9 protein-coding genes and 5 pseudogenes are annotated in these 20,679 nt (G+C 71.5%); 10 read left to right on the top strand and 4 right to left on the bottom strand.

Going from position 1 to position 20,679, the window contains the following annotated elements:
* Nucleotides 1-5: 5 nt before the first annotated feature.
* Nucleotides 6-2,474 (bottom strand): BamA/OMP85 family outer membrane protein, encoded by a 2,469-nt coding sequence (locus AV541_RS07880; RefSeq protein WP_060384644.1) that lies wholly within the window; start codon nucleotides 2,472-2,474, stop codon nucleotides 6-8.
* Nucleotides 2,475-2,519: 45 nt separating this feature from the next.
* Here AV541_RS07880 and AV541_RS07875 point away from each other — a divergent pair, with 45 nt between their 5' ends.
* The 3 genes from AV541_RS07875 to AV541_RS07865 all read left to right on the top strand — a co-directional run bounded on the left by AV541_RS07875 (nucleotide 2,520) and on the right by AV541_RS07865 (nucleotide 4,508).
* The gene (locus tag AV541_RS07875; protein WP_082709662.1) at nucleotides 2,520-3,347 is read left to right on the top strand and encodes a purine-nucleoside phosphorylase; all 828 of its coding nucleotides are present in this window, start codon (nucleotides 2,520-2,522) and stop codon (nucleotides 3,345-3,347) included.
* A 64-nt stretch (nucleotides 3,348-3,411) separates the two neighbouring features.
* Nucleotides 3,412-4,047: a YggS family pyridoxal phosphate-dependent enzyme gene (locus tag AV541_RS07870; RefSeq protein ID WP_060384642.1), complete on the top strand. Its 636-nt coding sequence runs from the start codon at nucleotides 3,412-3,414 to the stop codon at nucleotides 4,045-4,047.
* An 8-nt stretch (nucleotides 4,048-4,055) separates the two neighbouring features.
* The gene (locus AV541_RS07865) at nucleotides 4,056-4,508 is read left to right on the top strand and encodes a DivIVA domain-containing protein (RefSeq protein WP_060384641.1); all 453 of its coding nucleotides are present in this window, start codon (nucleotides 4,056-4,058) and stop codon (nucleotides 4,506-4,508) included.
* On the opposite strand, the gene AV541_RS07860 is transcribed toward AV541_RS07865, so the two are convergent.
* Entirely contained in the window at nucleotides 4,469-5,014 is a 546-nt protein-coding gene (locus AV541_RS07860; protein WP_060384640.1) for a YdcF family protein, read from the bottom strand. The genes AV541_RS07865 and AV541_RS07860 overlap by 40 nt on opposite strands.
* A gap of 32 nt (nucleotides 5,015-5,046) precedes the next feature.
* Here AV541_RS07860 and hflX point away from each other — a divergent pair, with 32 nt between their 5' ends.
* Nucleotides 5,047-6,699, top strand: a complete 1,653-nt coding sequence (gene hflX / locus AV541_RS07855; RefSeq protein WP_060384639.1) for a GTPase HflX — start codon at nucleotides 5,047-5,049, stop codon at nucleotides 6,697-6,699.
* On the opposite strand, the gene AV541_RS07850 is transcribed toward hflX, so the two are convergent.
* Nucleotides 6,687-6,953 (bottom strand): acylphosphatase, encoded by a 267-nt coding sequence (locus AV541_RS07850; protein WP_008631905.1) that lies wholly within the window; start codon nucleotides 6,951-6,953, stop codon nucleotides 6,687-6,689. The two genes, hflX and AV541_RS07850, sit on opposite strands and share 13 nt — an antisense overlap.
* A gap of 59 nt (nucleotides 6,954-7,012) precedes the next feature.
* On the opposite strand from AV541_RS07850, the pseudogene AV541_RS13155 reads away from it, so the two are divergent.
* The 3 genes and pseudogenes from AV541_RS13155 (at nucleotide 7,013) to AV541_RS07835 (ending at nucleotide 17,194) form a co-directional block, all read left to right on the top strand.
* Nucleotides 7,013-15,029 (top strand): annotated as a pseudogene (locus AV541_RS13155) (translocation/assembly module TamB domain-containing protein).
* Nucleotides 15,030-15,041: 12 nt separating this feature from the next.
* Entirely contained in the window at nucleotides 15,042-16,073 is a 1,032-nt protein-coding gene (gene tdh / locus AV541_RS07840; RefSeq protein WP_060384638.1) for an L-threonine 3-dehydrogenase, read from the top strand.
* Between the two features lie 63 nt (nucleotides 16,074-16,136).
* Nucleotides 16,137-17,194, top strand: a pseudogene (locus AV541_RS07835) (PQQ-dependent sugar dehydrogenase).
* On the opposite strand, the gene AV541_RS07830 reads toward AV541_RS07835, so the two are convergent.
* Nucleotides 17,180-17,590: an Hsp20/alpha crystallin family protein gene (locus AV541_RS07830; RefSeq protein ID WP_060384637.1), complete on the bottom strand. Its 411-nt coding sequence runs from the start codon at nucleotides 17,588-17,590 to the stop codon at nucleotides 17,180-17,182. The pseudogene AV541_RS07835 and the gene AV541_RS07830 sit on opposite strands and share 15 nt — an antisense overlap.
* A gap of 18 nt (nucleotides 17,591-17,608) precedes the next feature.
* Between AV541_RS07830 and miaA the strand changes: the two are divergent.
* The 3 pseudogenes from miaA (at nucleotide 17,609) to AV541_RS11690 (ending at nucleotide 20,679) form a co-directional block, all read left to right on the top strand.
* Nucleotides 17,609-18,516 (top strand): annotated as a pseudogene (gene miaA / locus AV541_RS07825) (tRNA (adenosine(37)-N6)-dimethylallyltransferase MiaA).
* Between the two features lie 7 nt (nucleotides 18,517-18,523).
* Nucleotides 18,524-19,937 (top strand): annotated as a pseudogene (gene gatA, locus AV541_RS11695) (Asp-tRNA(Asn)/Glu-tRNA(Gln) amidotransferase subunit GatA).
* Nucleotides 19,937-20,679: pseudogene (locus tag AV541_RS11690) on the top strand (3'-5' exonuclease). Before gatA ends, AV541_RS11690 begins: the two co-directional pseudogenes overlap by 1 nt.

The raw sequence follows: 20,679 nt of genomic DNA, 5'->3' as shown, positions 1-20,679 counted from the left end.
GCCCCTTAGAACATGGGCCCGATGCGGAAGTGGATCCGCCCCGTGGGGCTTTCGGGGCTGAAGGCGTAGTCCAGCCGCAGGGAGGGGAGGAGGGCCCCGAAGACGTCCAAATCCAGCTGGACCCCGATCCCCGCGCCCCACTTCACCCCCCCGGTGTTGTCGGCGAGGCCGAGGTCGGTGAAGAGGATGCCGTAGAGGTTGGTGCCCCCTTGGGGGGAGAGGCGGAAGTCGTAGCGGTACTCCACGCTCGCGGTGGCGAAGGAGAGGCCCCCGTACTTGCGGTCCTCGTAGCCCCGGAGGAGGAGGGCCTCGGAGCCGCCTCCGGAGAGGTAGAAGCGCTCGCTTTCCGGCGGGTAGCCCAAGAGGGTCCCCGCGGAGAGGCGGAAGGCGAGGGCCTGGCGCTTTTCCGCGTCCAGGGGCACGTAGGTCTTGCCCGTGGCCACCAGGGGGACGAAGAAGCTCCGCCCGCCTGCGTCGGGCAGGGAGAGGCCGAGGCCGGTGGCGAGGCTCGCCTCATACCCCTGGGTGCGGAACCGGGGGTCGTCCACGTCCAGGTAGGCCAGGGTGGTGTCCAGGCGGACGGTCCAGCCTGCGTCCGGGAGGAGGGTGCGCACGTAGGTGGGGTCCTTGTAGGTGCTGGCGCTCTGGGGGTCGCAGGGGCGGCTTGTGTCCTGGCCGGTGGCGTCGCAGGGGGCGTTGGGGTCATAGACCTCCAGGAGGTAGGTGGAGCGCCGGAGGGAAAGCCCCAGGGAGGTTCGCAGGTTGCTGAGGTCGCGGGAGAGGGGGCGGCTTAGGGAGAGGGACGCCCCGGTGCGCCGCTCCGTGTACTCCCAGCCCGTGTCCGTGGTCCCGTCCAGGAGCTTGGTGTTGCCGATGGGGGTGCTGTAGAGGCTGAAGGCCAGGCTGGTGCGCACCTCCTTGAGGTCCAGGTAGTCCAGGTAGAGCCAGGGGACGGTGTAGGCAGCGGCGAAGGAGAGGTTGTCCCGGGCGTCGTTCTGGATGAAGGCGAGGTCCAGGCTCACCTGGTGGGCCAGGCCGAAGAGGTTGGTCTCCTTAAAGGAGAGGCTTCCCGACCAGCCCTCTAGGGAGCTCCAGCCGATGGCGGGCTGGAAGAGGCCGGTCCGCGCCTCCTTGAGGCCCAGGACCACCACGGCCTCGTCCGGCTTCTCCCCGGGGGCGAGGGAGACGCGGGGCGGCTCGGCGAGGAGCCCCGTGGCCATGAGGCGGGCGATGGCCTTCCTGAGCCCCTGGACGTTCAGGAGGCTTCCCGGCTTGGGAAGCTCCCGCAGGACGACCTCGTCCCGGGTGCGGTGGCCTCCCTGCCACTCCAGGCGGTACCCCCCGATCTTGAGCTCCACCACCTCCAGGCGGTAGACCCCGTCCTGGAAGCTGTAGCGGACGTCCGCCACCTCGTAGCCCTCCTCCCGGTAGCGCTCGGCCACGCGGGCCGCGTCCTCCTGGGCGAGGGCGGGGGTGTAGACCTCCCCGGGTTTGAGGCGGAGGAGGCCGAGGAGGGCCTCGGCGGGAAGGGCGGTGTTCCCCGAGACCTCCACCCGCTCAATCCTTCCCCCCTCCGGGCCGAGCTCCAGGAGCACCACCACCTCGTCTCCCTGGGGGAGGAGGGTGAAGTTCACCACGCGGGAGAGCTTCCGGGAGAGGTCCTGGACCCCTTCCAGGAGCTTGGCGTAGTTGAGGTAGTCCCCGGGCTTCAGGGGGAAGCCCTCGAGGTCCAGGCCCTCCCCCTCCACCCGGGCCACCTTGAGCTCCCGCACCCGCACGGTGAGGACGCCCTCCTCCAGGGTGGAGGCCTGGGGGTCGGGGCCGCTAAAGCGGTAGCCCGCCTCCTCGTACCGCCTGGCGATGGTCCTCAGGGCCTCCTGGTACTTGGCGAAGTCAAAGCTTCCCTTGAGGGCCTCGAGGCCCTTGCGGAGCTCCTCCTCGGGGAGAAGGCTTACCCCCTGGAGGCGCACCGCCTTCACCTCCGGACGCTCCTCCACCCGGAAGGTGAGGGCGATCCCCTCCTTGTCCTCCTTGGCCTCCACCGCCACCTTGGGGGTGAAGGGGAAGCCCGCCTGCCGGTAGGCCCGGGCCAGGGCCTCCGCGGCCTCTTGGGCGCGGACGGGGTTGTAGGTCGCCCCCTTGCCAATGGCGAAGTTCTGCTCCAGGAAAGCGAGGAGCCGCTCCTCGGGGAAGGCCTCGGTCTCCACCCGGACCGCGGCGATGGGGGGGTTGGGGACGAGGACGATCTTGAGGACATCCCCCTCCAGGGCGAGCCGGACGTCCCGGAAGTACCCCGTTTCCAGGATGGCCCGCCTTGCGGCCTCCAGGTCCTGGGGCTCGTCCCCCACTCCGAAGGGGAGGGCGGCCCGGGCCAGGGCTTGGAGGACGGGGTCCGCCCCCTCCACCACGATTTCCCGTAGGGGGGCCGCGAGGGCCGTAAGGGCCAGAAGGCCCAGGGCGAGAAGCCGCTTCATGGCCGGCAGCTTACCCAAAGGCCGTTAAGCTTGCGTGAGAGTAAAATGCCGGGTATGGAGCTTTACGACAAGATCCAGGAGGCCGTGGCCTACGTCCGCTCCAAGACGGACTTCGTCCCCGAGGTGGGCCTGGTTTTGGGCTCGGGGCTTGGCCCCTTGGCCGACGAGGTTGAGAAGGTGGCGGAGATCCCCTACGGGGAGATCCCCCACTTCCCCGTCTCCACCGCCCCGGGGCACGCCGGGAGGCTCATCCTGGGGCGCCTCGAGGGCAAGCCCGTCTTGGTCTACAAGGGCCGGGTCCACTACTACGAGGGCTACTCCGCCGAGGAGGTGGTCTTCCCTGTGCGGGTGGGTTTTTTCCTGGGGGGCAAGACCTTTATCCTCACCTCCGCCGCCGGGGGGCTTAACCCCAGGTTTCGGGCGGGGGGGATCATGCTCCACCTGGACTACATCAACTTCGCCGGGGCGAACCCCCTTAGGGGCAAAAACGACGAGCGGCTTGGCCCCCGCTTCCCGGTGATGTTTGAGGCCTACGACCCGGAACTCATAGAGCTCGCCCGCAAGGTGGCGCGCAGGCAGGACCTCCACCTCTTTGAGGGGGTCTACGCCTGGTTCATGGGGCCGAGCTTCGCCAGCCGGGCGGAGCTTAAGGTTCTGCGGGAGCTTGGGGCGGACGCCATCGGTATGTCCACCGTGCCCGAGGTCATCGCCCTCCGCCACCTGGGCGCCCGGGTTCTTGGCCTATCCACCATCACCGACATGGCCGTGCCCGAACGGGAGCACCACGCCACGGAGGAGGAGGTCTTGCGCGTGGCCGCGGAGACGGGCCCGGTTTTCCGCCGGTATGTGCGGGGAATCCTCGCCGCGCTCTGAGGCCGCATGGCGCCCTCACCTCCCGGGAAGGGGCCTTGCGGCGGGGTGCGGGAGGTGAGGGCGCATGGGGCTTCCCCAGGTTCTGGAGCGCATCGCGCAGGCCTGCCGCCGTGCGGGGCGGAGGCCCGAGGAGGTCCGCCTCGTGGCGGTGACCAAGGGGCGCTCGGTGGAGGAAATCCAGGAGAAGGTTCTCCGCTACGGAGCCTTTCCCCTGGGGGAGAGCCGGGTCCAGGAGGCCCTGAAGAAGATGGACCTCCTCCAGGCGGAGTGGCACCTCATCGGCCACCTGCAGCGCAACAAGGCCAAGTTCGCTCCTCGCTTCACCCTCGTTCACTCCCTGGACTCCCTGCGCCTGGCGGAGACCTTGGAGAAGGTGGGAGAGAAGGCAGGGGTGCGGCTTAAGGTTCTGGTGGAGGTGAACCTGGGCCGGGAGCCTCAGAAGCACGGGGTTTTGGAGGAGGAGCTCCCCGAGCTCATGGCCCGCCTAGGGGAGATGCCCCACCTCGAGGTGCTGGGCCTCATGACCGTGCCCCCCATCGGCCCCGAGGCGGTGGTGCGCCCCATCTTCCGGAGGCTTTCGCAGCTCGCCGACCGCTACGGCCTGCCCGAGCGCTCCATGGGTATGTCCGACGATTACGAGTGGGCCGTGGAGGAGGGGGCCACCTTGGTGCGCGTGGGCCGGGCCCTTTTTGTAGACTAGGGGCGTTCATGGACCTTTCGCCCTTGGACGTACGCTACCAGGAGTTCCCCAGGGCCTTTCGCGGCTACCACCGGGGGGCGGTGCGGGAGTACCTGGCCCGGGTCGCCGAGGCCATGGAGGCCCTCATCCAGGAGAACGAGGCCCTGAAGGAGCGCCTTCGGGCCCTGGAGGAGGAGAACGCCCGCCTCAAGGAGGCGGAGGGGGAGCTCAAGCGGGCGGTGGTGGCCGCCGAGCGGATCGCCCGGGAGCTCAAGGCCCAGGCGGAGCGGGAGGCGGAGCTTTTGCGTAAGGAGGCCCAGGCCGCCAAGGAAAGGCTCCTCCAGGAGGCCGCCGAGGAGCTTAAGCGCCTCCGGGCGGAGATTGAGCGGGCCCGCCAGGAGAAGGCCCTCTTCCTCGGCCAGGTGAGGGCCCTCTTTGAGGGCTATCTGGAGGCGTTGAAGCGGCTGGAGAAGACGCCCTGAGGCCTTAGGCCCAGGTAGAGCCAGAGGCGGTAAAGGGCCTCCTTGGCCCAGTAGCCCAGGGGGTAGTTCCCGGGCACGGGGTACCCCTCGGCCTCCAGGCCCAAAAGCCGGGCCAGGAAGAGGGCCCGGGGGAGGTGCGGGGCGTCGGTGACGAGGAGGAGGCGCCCCTCGAGGTGGGGTTTAAGGAAGAGGAGGTTCTCGTAGGTGCTCCGGCTTCGGGTTTCGCAGAAAAGGGCCTCTTCGGGCACGCCCCGGGCCATGAGGTGGCGGCAGCCCACCTCTCCTTCGCTCCAAAGGTCCCCTTTGGCCTTTCCCCCGGCTACGGCGATTTTGGGGGCGAGGCCCCTTTGGTAAAGGGCAAGGGCGGCCTCGAGGCGGCGCTCCAGGGCGGGGGAGGGCCTGCCCCCGTACTGGGCCGCCCCCAGGACCACGATCCAGTCGTAGGTCTCCTGGGCGTAGGCCGGAAGGAGGGCGAGGAGGAGAAGCCAGAGGACCACCCGCCCCATCTTACCGGCCTTCCTGCTATAATGGGAGCGGATTGGATAAGGTTTTCGGGCGCACGCAAGGGCTCAAGAAGAGCGAACTGAAGCGGATTTCCAACCTGTACCGGAGGCGCCTCCCCAAGGACCGGGTCCTCACCCCGGAGCTCGCCCACACCCTGGCGGCCCTCTCCGCCGAGGTAGGGAGGCCCTTGAGCCTCGTCCTGGACCGGGAGGGACGGGTGGTGCGGGTGGCCGTGGGGGACGCCAAGGACGTGCCCTTCCCCGAGGAGGGGTGGAGCGAGAGGCGGCTTTCCGGCTACCGCCTCCTCCACACCCACCTGGGCCCCGGGGGGCTTTCCCGGCCCGACCTCTCCGTCCTCTTCCTCAGGCGGCTGGACAACCTGGCCGCCTTGGAGGTGGAGGCGGACGGGCGGCCGGGCCTTTTGCACCTCGCCTTCCTCTCGCCGCCCAGGGCCCTGGAGGAGGACTGGCGGGTCCTGCCGCCCAAGCCCTTCCACCAGTACCTGGACCTGGACCTCTGGGGCGAGGTCATGGCCCTGGAAGAGGAGCTTTCCCGCCAGGCCCGGGTCCTCGAGGTCCGGGACGGGAGCGGGGAGCGGGCCCTCCTGGTGGGGGTGGACACGGGGGAGGGCCCGGAGGCGGAGGCGGTCTTGCGGGAGCTCGCCGAGCTGACCCGGACCGCGGGGGGCGTGCCGGTGAGGCAGATCCTGGTCTTCCGCAAGAGCCTGGACCCGCGGTACCTGGTGGGCCTCGGCAAGCTGGAGGAGCTCAAGAGCCTGGCTTACCACGAGAACGCCTCCACCCTCATCTTCGGCGTGGACCTCACCCCGGCCCAGGCCCGGGAGATCGAGCGGGTCACGGGCCTCAAGGTCCTGGACCGGACCCAGCTCATCCTGGACATCTTCGCCCTCCACGCCAAGACCCCTGAGGCCCAGGCCCAGGTGGAGCTGGCCCAGCTCCGTTACCTCCTCCCCCGGCTCGTGGGGAAGGGGAAGGAGATGAGCCGCCTCGGGGGCGGGATCGGGACCCGGGGCCCCGGGGAGACGAAGCTGGAGGTGGACCGGCGCCGCCTCCAGGACCGGATCGCCCACCTCTCCCGCAAGCTCCAGGACTACGCCCTCCGCCGCCAGGAGGCGAGGCAGAAGCGGAAGCGGCGGGGCGTGCCCTTGGTGGCGGTGGTGGGCTACACCAACGCCGGCAAGACCACCCTCCTCCGCGCCTTAACCCGTGCCGGGGAGGAGGGGGAGGACAAGCTCTTCGCCACTCTAAGGCCCCTCACCCGCAGGGGCTTCCTCCCCGGGGTGGGGGAGGTCCTCTTCACCGACACCGTGGGCTTCATCCGCCACATGCCGGAAGAGCTCCTCACCGCCTTCCGGGCGACCCTGGAGGAGGTGAGGGAGGCGGACGTCCTGGTCCACGTCCTGGACGCCTCGGAGGAGGGGGCGCTGGAGCGGCATCGGGTGGTGCGGGACCTGCTTTTGGACCTCGGGGTGGAGGCCCCCGTGGTCCTCGCCCTCAACAAGGCGGACCGGGCGGCCCCCTACGACCTCTACTTCCTGGGGGAGCGCCTGGGGGGCGTCCCCGTGTCCGCCCTCAAGGGGACGGGGCTTAAGGAGCTCAAGGAGGCCCTCGCCCGGGCCCTGCTGGACCTCGGGGTCCGTCCCCAGGCCTGGGCTCAGTACACGTGAAAGCCCTTTAGCCCCGCCTCCTCCCCCCACTGGACCTCCACCGCCTCCACCCGGGCGAGGCGGGGGCCTTGCTTGAGGTGGTGGAGGAAGAGCTCCAGGGCCTCCTTGGGGCCTTCGGCCACCACCTCCACCCGGCCGTCCGGGAGGTTCTCGGCGTAGCCGGAAAGGCCGAGCTCCAGGGCCTTCTTCTGGGCGAAGGCCCGGTACCCCACCCCTTGCACCCTTCCCTTCACCAAGGCCACGAGGCGCGGCATGGGGGCATTCTACCGGGGTTGCCACCCGGTTTTCATCCCCGCCCCCTATCCTGAAGGGGATGCGGTGGGGGTGGGGTCTTTTCCTCGGGCTTTTGGGTCTCGCCCTCCTCCTCGGCTTTCCGCCCCTGCTTAAGGGGGCGGTGGAGGGCGGGCTTGCCCTCCTGGGCTTCCGGGGGGAGGTGCGGGAGGTGCGGGGGCACCTCCTTTGGGGCCTGCGCCTGAAGGGGGTGCGCCTGGAGGGCCAAGGCCTCGCCCTGGAGGCGGAGGAGGTGGACCTCGCCTACGACCTCCTGGGCCTTTTCCGGCGGGAGCTCCCCCTTTCCTTGACCCTCAGGAAGGCCGTGGTGCGCCCCACCTGGGAGGCCCTGGTGCCCGAGGGGGGAGGCCCGCCCCCCGCCTTCCGGCTCCTCTTTCGGAGCCTCCGCCTCGAGGACGTGGCCGTGGAGCTTCCCCGAGGGGAGCGCCTCTTCCTCCCTCCCCTCCGCCTCACCCTCCTCGGGGAGAACCCCTACCGCTTCCTGGCCCGGCTCCCCGGGGGGAGCTTCCAGGGGGAGGCCCGCGCCCTTTCCCCGGACCTTACCGCCTGGGAGGTGGGCTTCGCCGGGGAGGTGCGGGGGCTTTCCTTCTTCTACGAGGGGCTTAAGGGAGGGAGGCTTTCTGGCACCTTGCGGCTTGGGCCCCAAGGGGTTTCCGGGGAGGCCTGGGTGCGGGAAGGGGCGGTGGAGGTGGTGGGCTTCCCCCTTGAAGGGGTGGAGGGGACCCTCCGCCTGGAGGGGGGCCGGGTGGAGGCCCGCCTCCGGGGGCGGGGCCTCGAGGGGCCCGTGGCGGCCACCGCGGAGGTGGACCTTAAGGCCCCCCGCTACCGCTTCCTTGTGGAGGGGAGGCCGAGCCTGAGGGCCCTCGCCCTCCACTACGGCCTCGCCCTGCCCGTGGAGGGGGATGGCCGCCTTGTCCTGGAGGGGGAGGGGTGGGAGGCCCTGCGCCTCCAGGGGGCCTTCCAAGGGGAGGGAAGGCTTTTAGGGGAGCCCTTCCGCCACCAGGGCACCCTCTCCTTCCGCAAGGTTTTCGCCCTGGAGGCGCTGGTGGAGGGCCGGCTTTTTGACCGCACCTACACCCTGGAGGCGGGGCTTGAAGGCGGCCGCTACTGGGGCCGCTACCGGGACAGCCTGGGGAGCGCCCTCGCCCTCCTTGGGGAAGGGGGGCGGTACGAAGGGGAGGGGCGGGCGGCCTGGCCCAAGCCCCTCGAGGGCCTCGCCGCGGTGCGCTTCCAGGGGGAGGGGAGCCGCTACCGGGTGGTCGTGGAGGGCCCAGGGGCCCGCCTTCCCCTCTTCCCCCCCTTGGACCTCTTTGGGGAAGCGGTGGGGGAGGGGGAGAAGGTTTCCGGCCGGCTGGGCCCCTTGGCCTTCTCCGGCACCTGGGGCGACCTCGCTCTCCGCCTCCGGCCCACGCCCCTCCTCGTGGGGCAGGTGGAGGGGGAGGGGAGGCTTGAGGGGGGGCGGCTTCTCGCCGACCTCCGCTACACTTCCCCCTACGCCGCCTTTCCGGTCCGGGTGCGGCAGGGGGAGGGAGCCTTTTTCCTGGAAAGCCCCTACGGGGAGGGGAGCTACCGGGGAGGCGTCTTCGCCCTGAGGCTTGAGGGGCTTCCCCTCCGCCTTCTGGAAGAGGCCCGCCTTTACGGGGAGGCGGTCTACCGGGAGGGGGCGCTTTCTGGGGCCTTGCGCCTGGAGGGGCGCGCCCTCGAGGCCCGGGCTCGGCTTAGGGGCCTCGGGGCGGACCTGGAGGGGCGGCTTTCCACCCCCCTGGGAACCCTCCCCCTTTCCGGGGCCTACGACCCCGAGGCGGGCCTGCGCCTCCTCGCCGGGGGGCTGCGCCTCACTTACCGGGAGGCCCTGAGGCTTGCGGGGGAGGCGGCGCTTGGGGGGTTCCGGCTCCGGGCGGACCTGGCCTACGGGGAGGGGTTCTCGGGGTGGGCCTCCCTGGAGGGCCCCCTGGGGCTTCGGGGAAGGCTCTGGGGGGAGGGGGGGCGGCTTCTCCTCGCCCTCTCCGGCCCCGTGGAGGGGGAGGGGGAGGTCTTTCCGGGGCTCGCCCTCTCCGGCCGCATCCTCCCTCCTTGGCCCGAGGGGCTCGCCACCCCGCCCCTCGCCTTCCGGCTCACCCGGGAGGCCCTGGAGCTTCCCGGGGTGGGGCGGGTGGAGCTTTCGGGGCGCTACCCCTTCCTTTTGGACCTCCCCTTCCGCTACCGGGGGGTGGAGGGGCGGCTTCGGGCCCAGGGGGACCTGGAAGGAGGGTCGGTGGCCCTCTCCACCCCCTTCGGCGCCCTGCGGGGCGCGGGGGCCTGGCGGGGGCTCGCCTTGGAGGGGTCGGGGGACCTCCCGGCCCTCGGCCCCTGGACCCTTAAGGGGGAGGCGGACCTCTTTGCCCTCGCCTACCGGGGCGAGGCCGCCCTTCCCCGGGCGGGCCTCGCCCTGGAGCTTTCCGGGAAGGGAAAGGCCTTGCGCTTTACGGGAGAGGCGCCGGGCCTCGCCCTCGCCGGGGGGTACGGGGAGGGCCTCGCCCTCAACCTCTCCGCCCGGGGGTACGACCTCGCCCCTTCGGGCTTCCCGCAAGGCTTTGGGGGGACTGGGGCCTCGAGGGGGGGAGGCTTCGGGTGGAAACCCCTTACGGCCAGGCGGTCCTGGAGGGGACGGCCCTCCTCCGGGCCCGCCTCTTCCTGAAAGGCCCCTACCTGGAGGGGGAAGGGGAGGTCTTTCCGGAGGGGCTTTCCTTGCGCTTTTCCGGCCGCTACCGGGCGGGCGGGGTGGCCGTGGAGGGGGAAGGGGAGGGGGGAGGCCCTTGGGGGGCCCTCCGCTTCCGGCTTGCGGGGAAGGCCCGGGTGCCTTACCTGGAGCCCTTGCCCTTCCAGGGCGAGGTGGAGGTGGCGGACGGGGTCCGCTACCGGCTCCAAGGTCCCCTTGCCCTCGAGGGGGAGGGGGCGGGGTACAGGGGAAGCTTCCGGCTTCCCTTCGCCTTCCTCGGGAAGGCGGGGGAGGTGTGGGGAAGCTTCCAGGGGGAGGGGCTCCGCCTGGAGGGCGCGGGGGAGGGGGTCTACGGGGAGCTTCCCTTCGCCTTCCGGGGAGGCTACGGGGAGGGACCCTTCCTCGAGGTCCGCTACGCCGGGGGAGAGGTGGCCCTGGAGAAGGAGACGGTGCGCCTCGCCCTCGCCGAGGTGGCCCCCCTGGCCCAAGCCTTCGGCCTCCCCCTCGCCGGGGAGGCGCGGGGAAGGCTCGCCCTCTCGGGGGAGGGCGAAGGGGAGGCCAGGCTTCGCCTCCTTGGGGAGCCCCTCGAGGCCCGTTACCGGGGCACGACCCTCACCCTCCTCCTCCCGGGGCGGGAGGCGGGGCTTTCCTGGGACTGGCGGGGAGGGGACTTTAAGGGTCTCCTCGGGCTTTCCGGGGAGGGAAGGCTCCGCTTGGGGGAGGAGGTTTCGGGGCGGCTGGGCTACCGGGGCCTGGAGCTCTCCTTCGCGGGGCCCTGGAGGGAGGTGGCCCTGGAGGCCCGCTTCGCCCCGGAGGGCCTGGGGACCACCTGGGCCGAGGCCCGCCTGGACCTGGCCGCCCTCCGGGGGGAGGGCCGGGTGGCGCACGCCTCGGCCTACGCCGAGGGGGAAGGGCGCTTCCGCGTTGCGGGGAGCCGCTACGAGCTTTGGGGGCGCCTCCGAAGCCTCGCCTACCTCCGGCAGGAGGGGCCTTTCCGCCTTGTGGGAGAGGGGCTCAAGGCGGAGCTTTCCTGGGAGGCGCCCCTGGCCCTCCGGGCGGCCTACGGGGAGGGGCTTGCCCTCGCCCTCCGGGGCGAGGGGGAGGTCCTGGGCCTAGAGGTGCGGGCGGACCTGGCCTACGGTCCCGAGGGGTACCGCGGGGGGTTTTCCGCCGTTGGCCGGGGCCTCCGCCTGGAGGGGGAGGGGGACGGGCCTTTGACCCTTAGGCTTTGGGGGGAAGGGCTTCAGGCCGAAGCCCGGCTTTCGGGCCTCGCCCTGGAGGGGGAAGCCGCCTTCGCCCGGTCCCTGGGGAAGGCCCGCCTCACGGCCTCGGCCCGCTTCCAGGGGGACCTGCCCCGGCTGGACCTCGTGGGGGGCGGGGTCCTTCGGGGCGAGGGGGCGGAGATCCCCTTCCGCTTCACCTACCGCTACCGGGGCGGGACCCCGGACCTCGCTGGCCTCGTCCTCCGGGCGGAGGCGGAGGGGGTGGGGCTCGTCCTGGAGGAAGGACGGCTCGCCCTGGAGGTGGACCAGGACCTCACCCCTTTCGGGCTTCCCCTGCGTCTGAAGGCCCGGGGGGAGGGGCCCCTGGAGGCCCCCATCGCCCTCACCCTGGAGGGGGAGGAGGGGAGGCTTTCGGGGCAGGCTTGGCTTTGGCCCCTCCGGGCCGAGCTTCAGGGGGAGGCCTACGGGGAGCGGCTGGAGGTGCTTTGGGCGGAGGGCCTTTCCCTCCGCTTCGCCGGCCCCCACCTCTTCGGGGAGGCCCGGTACGGGGAAGGGCTTTCAGGGCGGTTTGCCCTCCGCTACCCCCTTCCCGGGGGGGGCCTTGGGGGCGAGGTGGACCTGGGGGAGGGGCGCTTCCTCCTCCAAGGGGAGGGGGCCTGGGAAGGGGCGTGGACGGGGAGGTTCTGCCTCCCCGCCCCCTTGGGGGCCTGTTCCGGCCTCGCCCTGGAGGCCTCGGGAAGGCTCGCCTACGGGGGGCTGGCCTTCGCGGGAGGCTACCGGTACGCCGCGCCCGAGGGGTACCTTGGGGAGGTCGTGGGGGAGGGGCGGCTTTCCACCCCCTACGGGGAGGTGCGGCTTTCGGGGCGGGGGCTGGGCCTGGACCTGGAGGGGGAGGGCCTGCCCCTGGTGGGGCGGCTTGACCTCCATCCCTTCCGCCTCGCCTACCGGTACGCCGGGGCGCTTCCCTTGGGCCTCGGGGAGCTTCGCGCAGAGGGCGTCTACCCCGGGGCCTGGCTTTCCGGGACGTACCGCTACGGGGAGGTGGTCTTGGCCTTGGAGGGGCTTCCCGGGTTCCGGGTGGGCCTTTCCGGGGAAGGGGTGAGGGGAGAGGTGGGGCCGGAAAGGGTGGCCCTGGTCCTGGAGGGGTTCCGCTACGGGCCCCTTGCCCTCTTTGGACGGGTAGAGGGGGCCTGGGGGGAGGTTTCGGGGTCGGGGCGGCTTGCCGTCTTCGGCCGCGAGGCCCGGATTTCGGGGAGGTTCGGCGCCGAGGGGCTCCGCCTCACCTTCTTTGGGGACCTCGAGGGGGAGGTGGCCTGGAAGGGGGACTGGACGGGGAGGCTCGCCTTCCGGGAGGGGTGGGTGGCCCTCTCGGGGCAGGGGGTCCCGGAGCTTGAGGGGGAGGTCTTGGGGGAGGCGGTGCGCCTCCTCTGGCCCAGGCTTCAGGTGGGGGGGCTTTGGCTGGACCTTGGGGCGCGGGAGGCCGGGGGCAGGGCGCGGCTCCTTTCCCGCCTGGTCCCGGAGGGGGTGGAGGCCTGGGGGGAGGGGGGGAGCCTCCGCCTCGCCTACCGCCTTCCGGGCCTCGGCCTTCCCCTGGAGGGGGAGGTGGACCTGAAGGCCCTTGCCCTCACCCTCACGAGCCCGGAAGGGGAGGGGGCCTTGCGCTACGCCGGGGGGAAGGTGGAGGGGAGGCTCGTCCTCGGCGTCCACGGCTTCGCCCTGGCCCTCGAGGGAAAGGGGGATCGGGTGGCCGTCTCGGGGAACCACCCCGCCTACCCCTGGTGGACGGCGGGGGCGGGGAGGCTGGAGGGGGAGGTGGACCTCTCGGGGGCCTACCGGCTCGCTTACGCCGCCGGGCCCCAGCGCCTTACCCTCACGGGACGCCTCCTGGAGGCGGCCCTCGAGGCGGAAGGACCCTACGCCTCGGGGCGCCTCACCTACCCGGCGGGCGGGGACCTTCGGGTGGACCTCCCCCTCCCGCCCCTGGAGGGCCGCTTCCGGGGCCGGGTGGGCGGGGAGGGCTACGGGGTGGAGGGGGTCTTGGAGGCCGGGGGCGGCCGGGTCCTCGTGGAGGGAAGGCTTCTTCCCCTGCGCGGGGACCTCGTTCTGGAGGAGGCCGCTTTGGAGGAGTTCGTGGCCCGGTACGTCCCCCACCTCAAGGGGAGGGTTTCGGGGAGGCTTCACCTGGAGGGCCTGAAGGCCCAGGGCGCCCTCTCGGGGCGGGTGGAGGCGGCGGGGACCGCCCTACCCTTCAGCTTCTCCGGCGACCTGGGGGCGGGGCTTGCCCGGGGGGAGGGGCGCCTTGGGGAGACGGCCTTCCGGGTGGACCTGGAGGGGGAAAGGCTGGACCTCTTCGCCGCTCCCCGCGCCTTTCCCCTCCACCTCCTCCTCGCCGCGGTGGCGGGGCCCTTGGAGGGGGAGGCCTATTGGACGGGGGTTTTGCGCCTGCGGCTTCCCCTCGGGGATCCCTTGCGGGGAGAGGGGGTGCTGGTGGGGGAAAGCCTCCGCTTCGTGGGGGGCGGGGACGAGCTCCAGGGCCGGGCGGCCTTCCGCCTCGAGGGGGGCCGCCTCCTGGTGGACGCCCTCCGCCTCACGGGGAAGGGGACCTGGGAGGGGAGGGGCTACTGGAGCCCCGAGGGAAGCGACCTCTACCTCGCCCTGCGGGACACGGTTTTCACCCCCGTCCTCCAGGTGGTGCCTGCCCTCAAGCCCTATAGGCCCGAGGGCTCGGGGACCCTGGTCTTCCGGCTCGCCGGCCAGGGGTTCCGCCTGGAGCTTCAGGGCTTCCGCTTCCGCCTGGGGCCCGTGGCGGGCTACCTCTCCCAGGGTCTCCTCGCCCTGAACGGCGGGGCGGAGGCCCAGGGAGAGGTGGTGCTGGAGGCCCCTTTTTCGGGGAGGGCACGGCTCGGCCTCGAGGGGGACCTCCGGGCCTTCCGCGTGACCGCTACGGGGGCGGCCTCCCTCCCGGGCCTAAAGGAGGACACTCCTCTGGAGGCGGTTCTGCGCTACCCCGGTTACGGGGTGGAGGTGCGCCTCGGGGAGGCCCTGGCCCAGGGGACCCTCTTCCCCTTGCGCCTCGCCGGCTACGGCAAGCTTCCCCTCTACTACCCCCAGTACTACCTGCAGGAGGGCCTCCTGGACGTAAAGAGCTTCTTCCTCTACGAGGAGGGTGGCACCTACCACCTCACCGGGGAGGCCCAGGTGGTGCGGGCCCGGCTCGCCTTCCCCGAGGAGGCGGTGCGCCGCCTGGGGGAGGAGGGGGTGGCGGCCCAGGAAGGGGGCGGGGCCAAGGTCCCCCTCGTCTTTGACCGGGTCCACCTCTACGCGGAGCGGGGGGTCCTGGTGCAGGAGAGCCTGGCCCAGGGGGAGCTGGCTGGGGACCTCTACCTCGGGGGCACGTACGGGGACCCCTACCTCTCCGGTGAGGTCTGGCCCCTCTGGGGAAGCTTCCGCCTTTGGGACGCCCTCTTCTCCCTGGACCCGGGGCAAAGCCGCCTCTACTTCAGCCCCGACCGGGGGATCCTGCCCCGGTTCGCCCTCGCGGCCCGGGCGGAGGTCCGGGGGTATCAGGTGGGCCTTGCGGTGGACGGGGAGTTCCTCCGGGAGAACGGGCGCGTCAAGGTGCGGCTGGAGCCCACCTTCTCCTCCACCCCCCCGCTTTCCCAGGCGGAGATCTACGCCCTCCTCGTCCTCGGCACCCCGGATGCGAGCCGCCTGGGGGAGGTCTTCCCCCAGGTGGCCCTGGGAGCGGCGCTGGAGAACCTGGTCCTGGGCCAGCTGGAGCGGGAGCTTTCCCGGGCCTTGGGGCTGGACCGGTTCCAGGTGGAGGTGCCCGCCATCCAGGGGGGAGTCTGGAGGAGACCCGCTTTTCCGTGGGCAAGTACCTGACCCCGGAGCTCTTTCTGGGGTACCAGGTAGACCTGCGGGGGGAGCAGACCTTCGCCGCCGAGTACCGGGCAGACGGGATCACCTTCACCCTCTCCTCCTCCTTCGGGCAGGGGGTCCTTTCCCGCCTGGCCTTCGGCCTGGGCTACGACCTCACCGACGCCCTTTCCCTGACCCTCACCCTGGAGACGGGGGACGACACCCGCTTCAGCGTGGGCGCGGCCTACCGGTGGTAGCATGGCGCCGGTATGCGCGCTTTGGCCAAGCTGGCCCCGGAGGAGGGCCTAACCCTGGTGGACCGCCCCGTGCCCGAGCCGGGCCCGGGGGAGGTTTTGGTGCGGGTGGAGGCGGCGAGCATCTGCGGCACCGACCTTCACATCTGGAAGTGGGACGCCTGGGCCCGGGGGAGGATCCGGCCCCCTCTCGTCACCGGGCACGAGTTCAGCGGGGTGGTGGAGGCCGTGGGCCCCGGGGTGAAGTGCCCTCAGGTGGGGGACCACGTGAGCCTGGAAAGCCATGTGGTCTGCCACGCCTGCCCCGCCTGCCGCACGGGGAACTACCACGTCTGCCTCAACACCAAGATCCTGGGCGTGGACCGGGACGGGGGCTTCGCTGAGTACGTGGTGGTGCCGGCGGAGAACGCCTGGGTGAACCCCAAGGACCTCCCCTTTGAGGTGGCGGCCATCCTGGAGCCCTTCGGCAACGCCGTGCACACCGTCTATGCGGGAAGCGGGGTCTCGGGGAAAAGCGTCCTCATCACGGGGGCGGGTCCCATCGGCCTCATGGCGGCCATGGTGGCCCGGGCGAGCGGGGCGGGGCCCATCCTCGTCTCTGACCCGAACCCCTACCGCCTGGCCTTCGCCAAGCCCTACGCCGACCGCCTCATCAATCCCCTGGAGGAGGACCTCCTGGAGGTGGTGCGCGAGGTGACGGGAAGCGGGGTGGAGGTGCTCTTGGAGTTTTCCGGGAACGAAAGCGCCATCCACCAGGGCCTCATGGCCCTTATCCCTGGGGGAGAGGCGAGGATTTTGGGGATCCCTTCCGATCCCATCCGCTTTGACCTCGCCGGGGAGCTCGTGATGCGGGGGATCACCGCCTTCGGCATCGCCGGAAGAAGGCTTTGGCAGACCTGGATGCAGGGCACCGCCTTGGTCTACTCGGGGAGGGTGGACCTAAGCCCCCTCATCACCCACCGCCTGCCCCTAAGCCGCTACCAGGAGGCCTTCCAGCTATTGGCCTCGGGCCAGGCGGTGAAGGTGATCCTGGACCTAAAGGCGTAGCCGGGGCTTTCCCGGACGGAGGTGCGCCTTTTGGGCTACCTTGAGGAGGAAGGGAGGTAGAGCATGGACCGGAGGCGCTTTCTCGCGGGGCTTCTCGGCCTGGGCCTTGCCCGGGGCCAAGGCTTAAGGGCGGAGGAGGTGGTGGGGGGCCTCGAGGTCCCCTGGGCCTTGGCCTTCCTGCCGGACGGGGGGATGCTCATCTCGGAGAGGCCCGGCAGGATCCGGCTCTTTAGGGAGGACAGGCTTTCCACCTACGCCGAGCTTCCCGTCTACCACCGGGGGGAGTCTGGGCTTTTGGGCCTCGCCCTCCATCCCCGGTTTCCCCGGGAGCCTTACGTCTACGCCTACCGCACCGTGGCGGAGGGGGCTTGAGGAACCAGGTGGTGCGCCTGAGGCACCAAGGGGAAACGGGGGTCTTGGACCGGGTGGTCCTGGACGGGATCCCCGCCCGGCCCCACGGCCTCCACTCGGGGGGGCGCATCGCCTTTGGCCCCGATGGCATGCTCTACGTGACCACGGGGGAGGTCTACGAGCGGGAGCTCGCCCAGGACCTCGCCTCCTTAGGGGGGAAGATCCTCCGCCTCACCCCGGAAGGGGAGCCCGCCCCGGGAAACCCCTTCCTGGGGCGAAGGGGGGCGAGGCCCGAGGTGTATAGCCTGGGCCACCGCAACCCCCAAGGGCTTGCCTGGCACCCCAAGACGGGGGAGCTTTTCTCCAGCGAGCACGGGCCGAGCGGGGAGCAGGGCTTTGGCCACGACGAGGTAAACCTGATCGTCCCCGGGGGGAACTACGGCTGGCCGAGGGTGGTGGGGCGGGGGAACGACCCCCGGTACCGGGACCCGCTCTACGTCTGGCCCCAAGGTTTCCCTCCGGGAAACCTCGCCTTTTTCCGGGGGGACCTCTACGTGGCGGGCCTCCGGGGGCAGGCCCTCTTGCGCCTCGTCCTCGAGGGGGAGCGGGGCCGCTGGCGGGTTTCGCGGGTGGAGACCGCCCTTTCCGGCTTCGGCCGCCTTAGGGAGGTGCAGCTCGGCCCCGATCACGCCCTCTACGTCACCACCTCCAACCGGGACGGGAGGGGCCAGGTGCGCCCCGGGGACGACCGGGTGCTACGCCTCCTTTAGGGGGAGGGCTGTGGCCGGCTTCTTGCGGAAGCGGACCTCCAAGACCCCGTTCCGCAAGGTGGCCTGGGCCGTCCCCTCCTCAATGGGCCCGGGGAGGTCCAGGGTGCGGCGGAAGGTGCCCATGGGCCTCTCCTCCAAGAGGTAGGTGCCGGGCAGGGGGTGGCGCACCCCGGCCAGGGTTACCCGCTGCCCCTCCTCCAGAAGCTCCAGGTCCTCGGGGCGCACCCCGGGGAGGTCCACGAGAAGGACGTAGTGCTCCTCGGTTTCCAGGAGGTCCACCCCGGGGGTCCAGGCGGCGGGCTCCTCCCCGGTGAGGAGGTAGGCGAGCTCGGCGATGCGCTCCTGCAGTTCCTTCAGCTTTCTTAAGGTTTCCAAGCGGTCGCGGCGCTCCAGCATGCCCTTAGCATAAGGGACGTGGAGGCGATCCCCGTCCTCGCGGGCCCCACGGGAAGCGGCAAGACCCTCCTGGCCCTCCGCCTGGGGGAGGAGGTCCCCGTGGAGGTGGTCTCCGCCGACGCCACCATGGTCTACCGGGGCCTGGACATCGGCACGGACAAGCCCACGCCCGAGGAAAGGGCCCGGGTGCCCCACCACCTGGTGGACGTCCTCGAGCCCGACGAGGCCATGAGCGTGGCCCGCTTCCTCGCCTTGGCCGAGGAGGCCATCGCCCATGTCCTTTCCCGGGGGAGGCTCCCCTTGGTGGTGGGGGGACGGGCTACTACATCCGCGCCCTCTCCGAGGGGCTTCACGACCTTCCCCCGCCGGATTCCGGGGTTCAGGAGGCCTTGTGGGCGGAGCTTGAGGAGCGGGGCCTCGAGGCCCTCCTCGCCGAGCTGGCCCGGGCGAGCCCCGAGGATGCCCGCCGGGTGGGGAGAAACCCTCGGAGGCTCGTTCGGGCCCTGGAGGTTTTAAGGCGCACCGGAACCCCCCCGGCCCGGTTTCCCAAAAGGCCCCCCCGCTTCCGCTACAAGAAGCTCGTCCTCTGGCCCGACCGGGCCTGGCTTTTCCCGAGGCTGGAGGAAAGGGCCAAGGCCCAGTTCGCCCGGGGGCTCGTGGAGGAGGTGCGGGGGCTCCTTGCCCGCTACCCCAGGATGCCCACCGCCCTCCAGGCCATCGGCTACAAGGAGGTGGTGGGCTACCTCCGAGGGGAGTACTCCCTGGAGGAGGCTCTCCTCAGGGACATCCAGGCGGTGAAGGCTTACGCCAAAAGGCAGTACACCTGGTTCCGCCACGAGCCCGGGGACGTGGTCTACCTGCCCCGGGGGGGCGAGGAGGCCTATGTGGGCTTCCGGGACTGGCTTCGCCTCCACTTCGGGCTATAGTGGGGGCATGCTGGCCCACGAGATCCGCGCCCGCGTGGCCCGGGGGAGGTCTCCCCCCTGGAGGTGGCCCAGGCCTACCTGAAGCGGGTCCAGGAGTTGGACCCGGGCCTCGGCGCCTTCCTCTCCCTGAACGAGGGGCTTTTGGAGGAGGCGGAGAAGGTGGCCCCCGGGCTTCCCCTGGCGGGCCTCGTGGTGGCGGTGAAGGACAACATCGCCACCCGGGGCCTCCGCACCACGGCAGGAAGCCGCCTCCTGGAGAACTTCGTGCCCCCCTACGAGGCCACCGCGGTGGCGAGGCTTAGGGCCCTGGGCGCCCTCGTCCTGGGGAAGACCAACCTGGACGAGTTCGGTATGGGCTCCTCCACGGAGCACTCCGCCTTCTTTCCCACCAAGAACCCCTTTGACCCGGAGAGGGTCCCTGGGGGTTCCAGCGGGGGAAGTGCCGCGGCGGTGGCCGCCGACCTTGCCCCCCTCGCCCTGGGCTCGGACACGGGGGGAAGCGTCCGGCAGCCCGCCGCCTTCTGCGGCGTCTACGGCCTCAAGCCCACCTACGGCCGGGTGAGCCGCTTCGGCCTCATCGCCTACGCCTCGAGCCTGGACCAGATCGGCCCCATGGCCCGCTCTGTGCGGGACCTCGCCCTCCTCATGGACGCCATGGCGGGGCCCGACCCCCTGGACGCCACGAGCCTGGACCTTCCCCCCCGCTTCCAGGAGGCCCTGGAGGGGCCCCTTCCCCCCCTGCGCCTCGGGGTGGTGCGGGAGGCCCTTGCGGGGAATAGCCCCGGGGTGGAAAGGGCCCTGGAGGAGGCCCTTAAGGTCTTCCGGGGGCTTGGCCTTTCCGTGCGCGAGGTTTCCTGGCCTTCCCTCCCCCAGGCCCTCGCCGCCTACTACATCCTGGCCCCGGCGGAGGCAAGTTCCAACCTGGCCCGCTACGACGGAACCCTTTACGGGCGGCGGGCGGAGGGGGAGGAGGTGGAGGGGATGATGGAGGCCACCCGGGCCCTCTTTGGCCTCGAGGTCAAAAGGCGCGTCCTCGTGGGCACCTTCGTCCTCTCCAGCGGCTACTACGAGGCCTACTACGGCCGCGCCCAGGCCTTCCGCCGCCGCCTCAAGGCCGAGGCCCAGGCCCTCTTTCAGGAAGTGGACCTCCTTCTCCTCCCCACCACCCCCCACCCCGCCTTCCCCTTCGGGGCCCGGCGCGACCCCCTTTCCATGTACCGGGAGGACCTCTACACCGTGGGGGCAAACCTCACCGGCCTTCCCGCCCTCTCCTTCCCCGCGGGGTTTGAGGGGCCCCTGCCCGTGGGCCTCCAACTCCTCGCCCCTTGGGGGAGGACGAGCGGCTTCTTCGGGCGGCCCTCGCCTTTGAGGAGGCTACGGCCCGGGCCCACCTCAGGGCCCCCTTGGGGGAGGCCCTCTGATGGAGGCCGCCTTCCGCTACCGCATGGCCACCCGGCTCGCCCGCAGGCTCAGGGAGGCCGGGCGCCCCCTTCCCCTCCCTGCCCTGGGGGAGGCCCTGGGGCTTCGCGGCCCTGTGGAGCGGGTGGTACGGCCCCTTCTGGACGGGAGGTTCCTCCTGGAGGAGGCGGTGGGGCTTTGGGAGTGGCGCTACCCCTTTCCCCAGGAGGGGGAGGCGGTGGTGGTTCTGGACCTGGAGACCACGGGGCTCGCCCCGGGCCTGGACGAGGTGATCGAGGTGGGCCTCCTCCGCCTGGAGGGGGAAGGCGCCTCCCCTTCCAGAGCCTCGTCCGCCCCTCCCGCCCGCCAAGCCCTTTCGTGCAGCGCCTCACCGGCATCCCCCGGGAGGCCCTGGAGGAGGCCCCTTCCCTGGAAGAGGTCCTGGAGAAGGCCTACCCCCTTCTCGCCAACGCCACCTTGGTGATCCACAACGCCGCCTTTGACCTGGGCTTCCTCCGCCCCGCCCTCGAGGGCCTGGGCTACCGCCTGGAAAACCCCGTGGTGGACTCCCTGCGCCTGGCCAGACGGGGCTTACCAGGCCTTAGGCGCTACGGCCTGGACGCCCTCTCCGAGGTCCTGGAGCTTCCCCGAAGGACCTGCCACCGGGCCCTCGAGGACGTGGAGCGCACCCTCGCCGTGGTGCACGAGGTGTACTATATGCTTACATCGGGCCGTCCCCGCACGCTTTGGGAGCTCGGGAGGTAG

The organism is Thermus parvatiensis, from assembly GCF_001535545.1.
Classification (GTDB): domain Bacteria; phylum Deinococcota; class Deinococci; order Deinococcales; family Thermaceae; genus Thermus; species Thermus parvatiensis.
The sequence above is the reverse complement of the archived record's forward strand: the minus strand, read 5'-3'. Positions and strand labels throughout refer to the sequence as shown.

Bases quoted from the DNA above. Each gene is read 5' to 3' on its own strand.
- AV541_RS07880 (WP_060384644.1), bottom strand. From the start codon at position 2,474: ATGAAGCGGCTTCTCGCCCTGGGCCTTCTGGCCCTTACGGCCCTCGCG.
- tdh (WP_060384638.1), top strand. From the start codon at position 15,042: ATGCGCGCTTTGGCCAAGCTGGCCCCGGAGGAGGGCCTAACCCTGGTG.
- AV541_RS07860 (WP_060384640.1), bottom strand. From the start codon at position 5,014: ATGGGGCGGGTGGTCCTCTGGCTTCTCCTCCTCGCCCTCCTTCCGGCC.
- AV541_RS07830 (WP_060384637.1), bottom strand. From the start codon at position 17,590: ATGCTGGAGCGCCGCGACCGCTTGGAAACCTTAAGAAAGCTGAAGGAA.
- AV541_RS07875 (WP_082709662.1), top strand. From the start codon at position 2,520: ATGCCGGGTATGGAGCTTTACGACAAGATCCAGGAGGCCGTGGCCTAC.
- AV541_RS07865 (WP_060384641.1), top strand. From the start codon at position 4,056: ATGGACCTTTCGCCCTTGGACGTACGCTACCAGGAGTTCCCCAGGGCC.
- AV541_RS07850 (WP_008631905.1), bottom strand. From the start codon at position 6,953: ATGCCGCGCCTCGTGGCCTTGGTGAAGGGAAGGGTGCAAGGGGTGGGG.
- AV541_RS07870 (WP_060384642.1), top strand. From the start codon at position 3,412: ATGGGGCTTCCCCAGGTTCTGGAGCGCATCGCGCAGGCCTGCCGCCGT.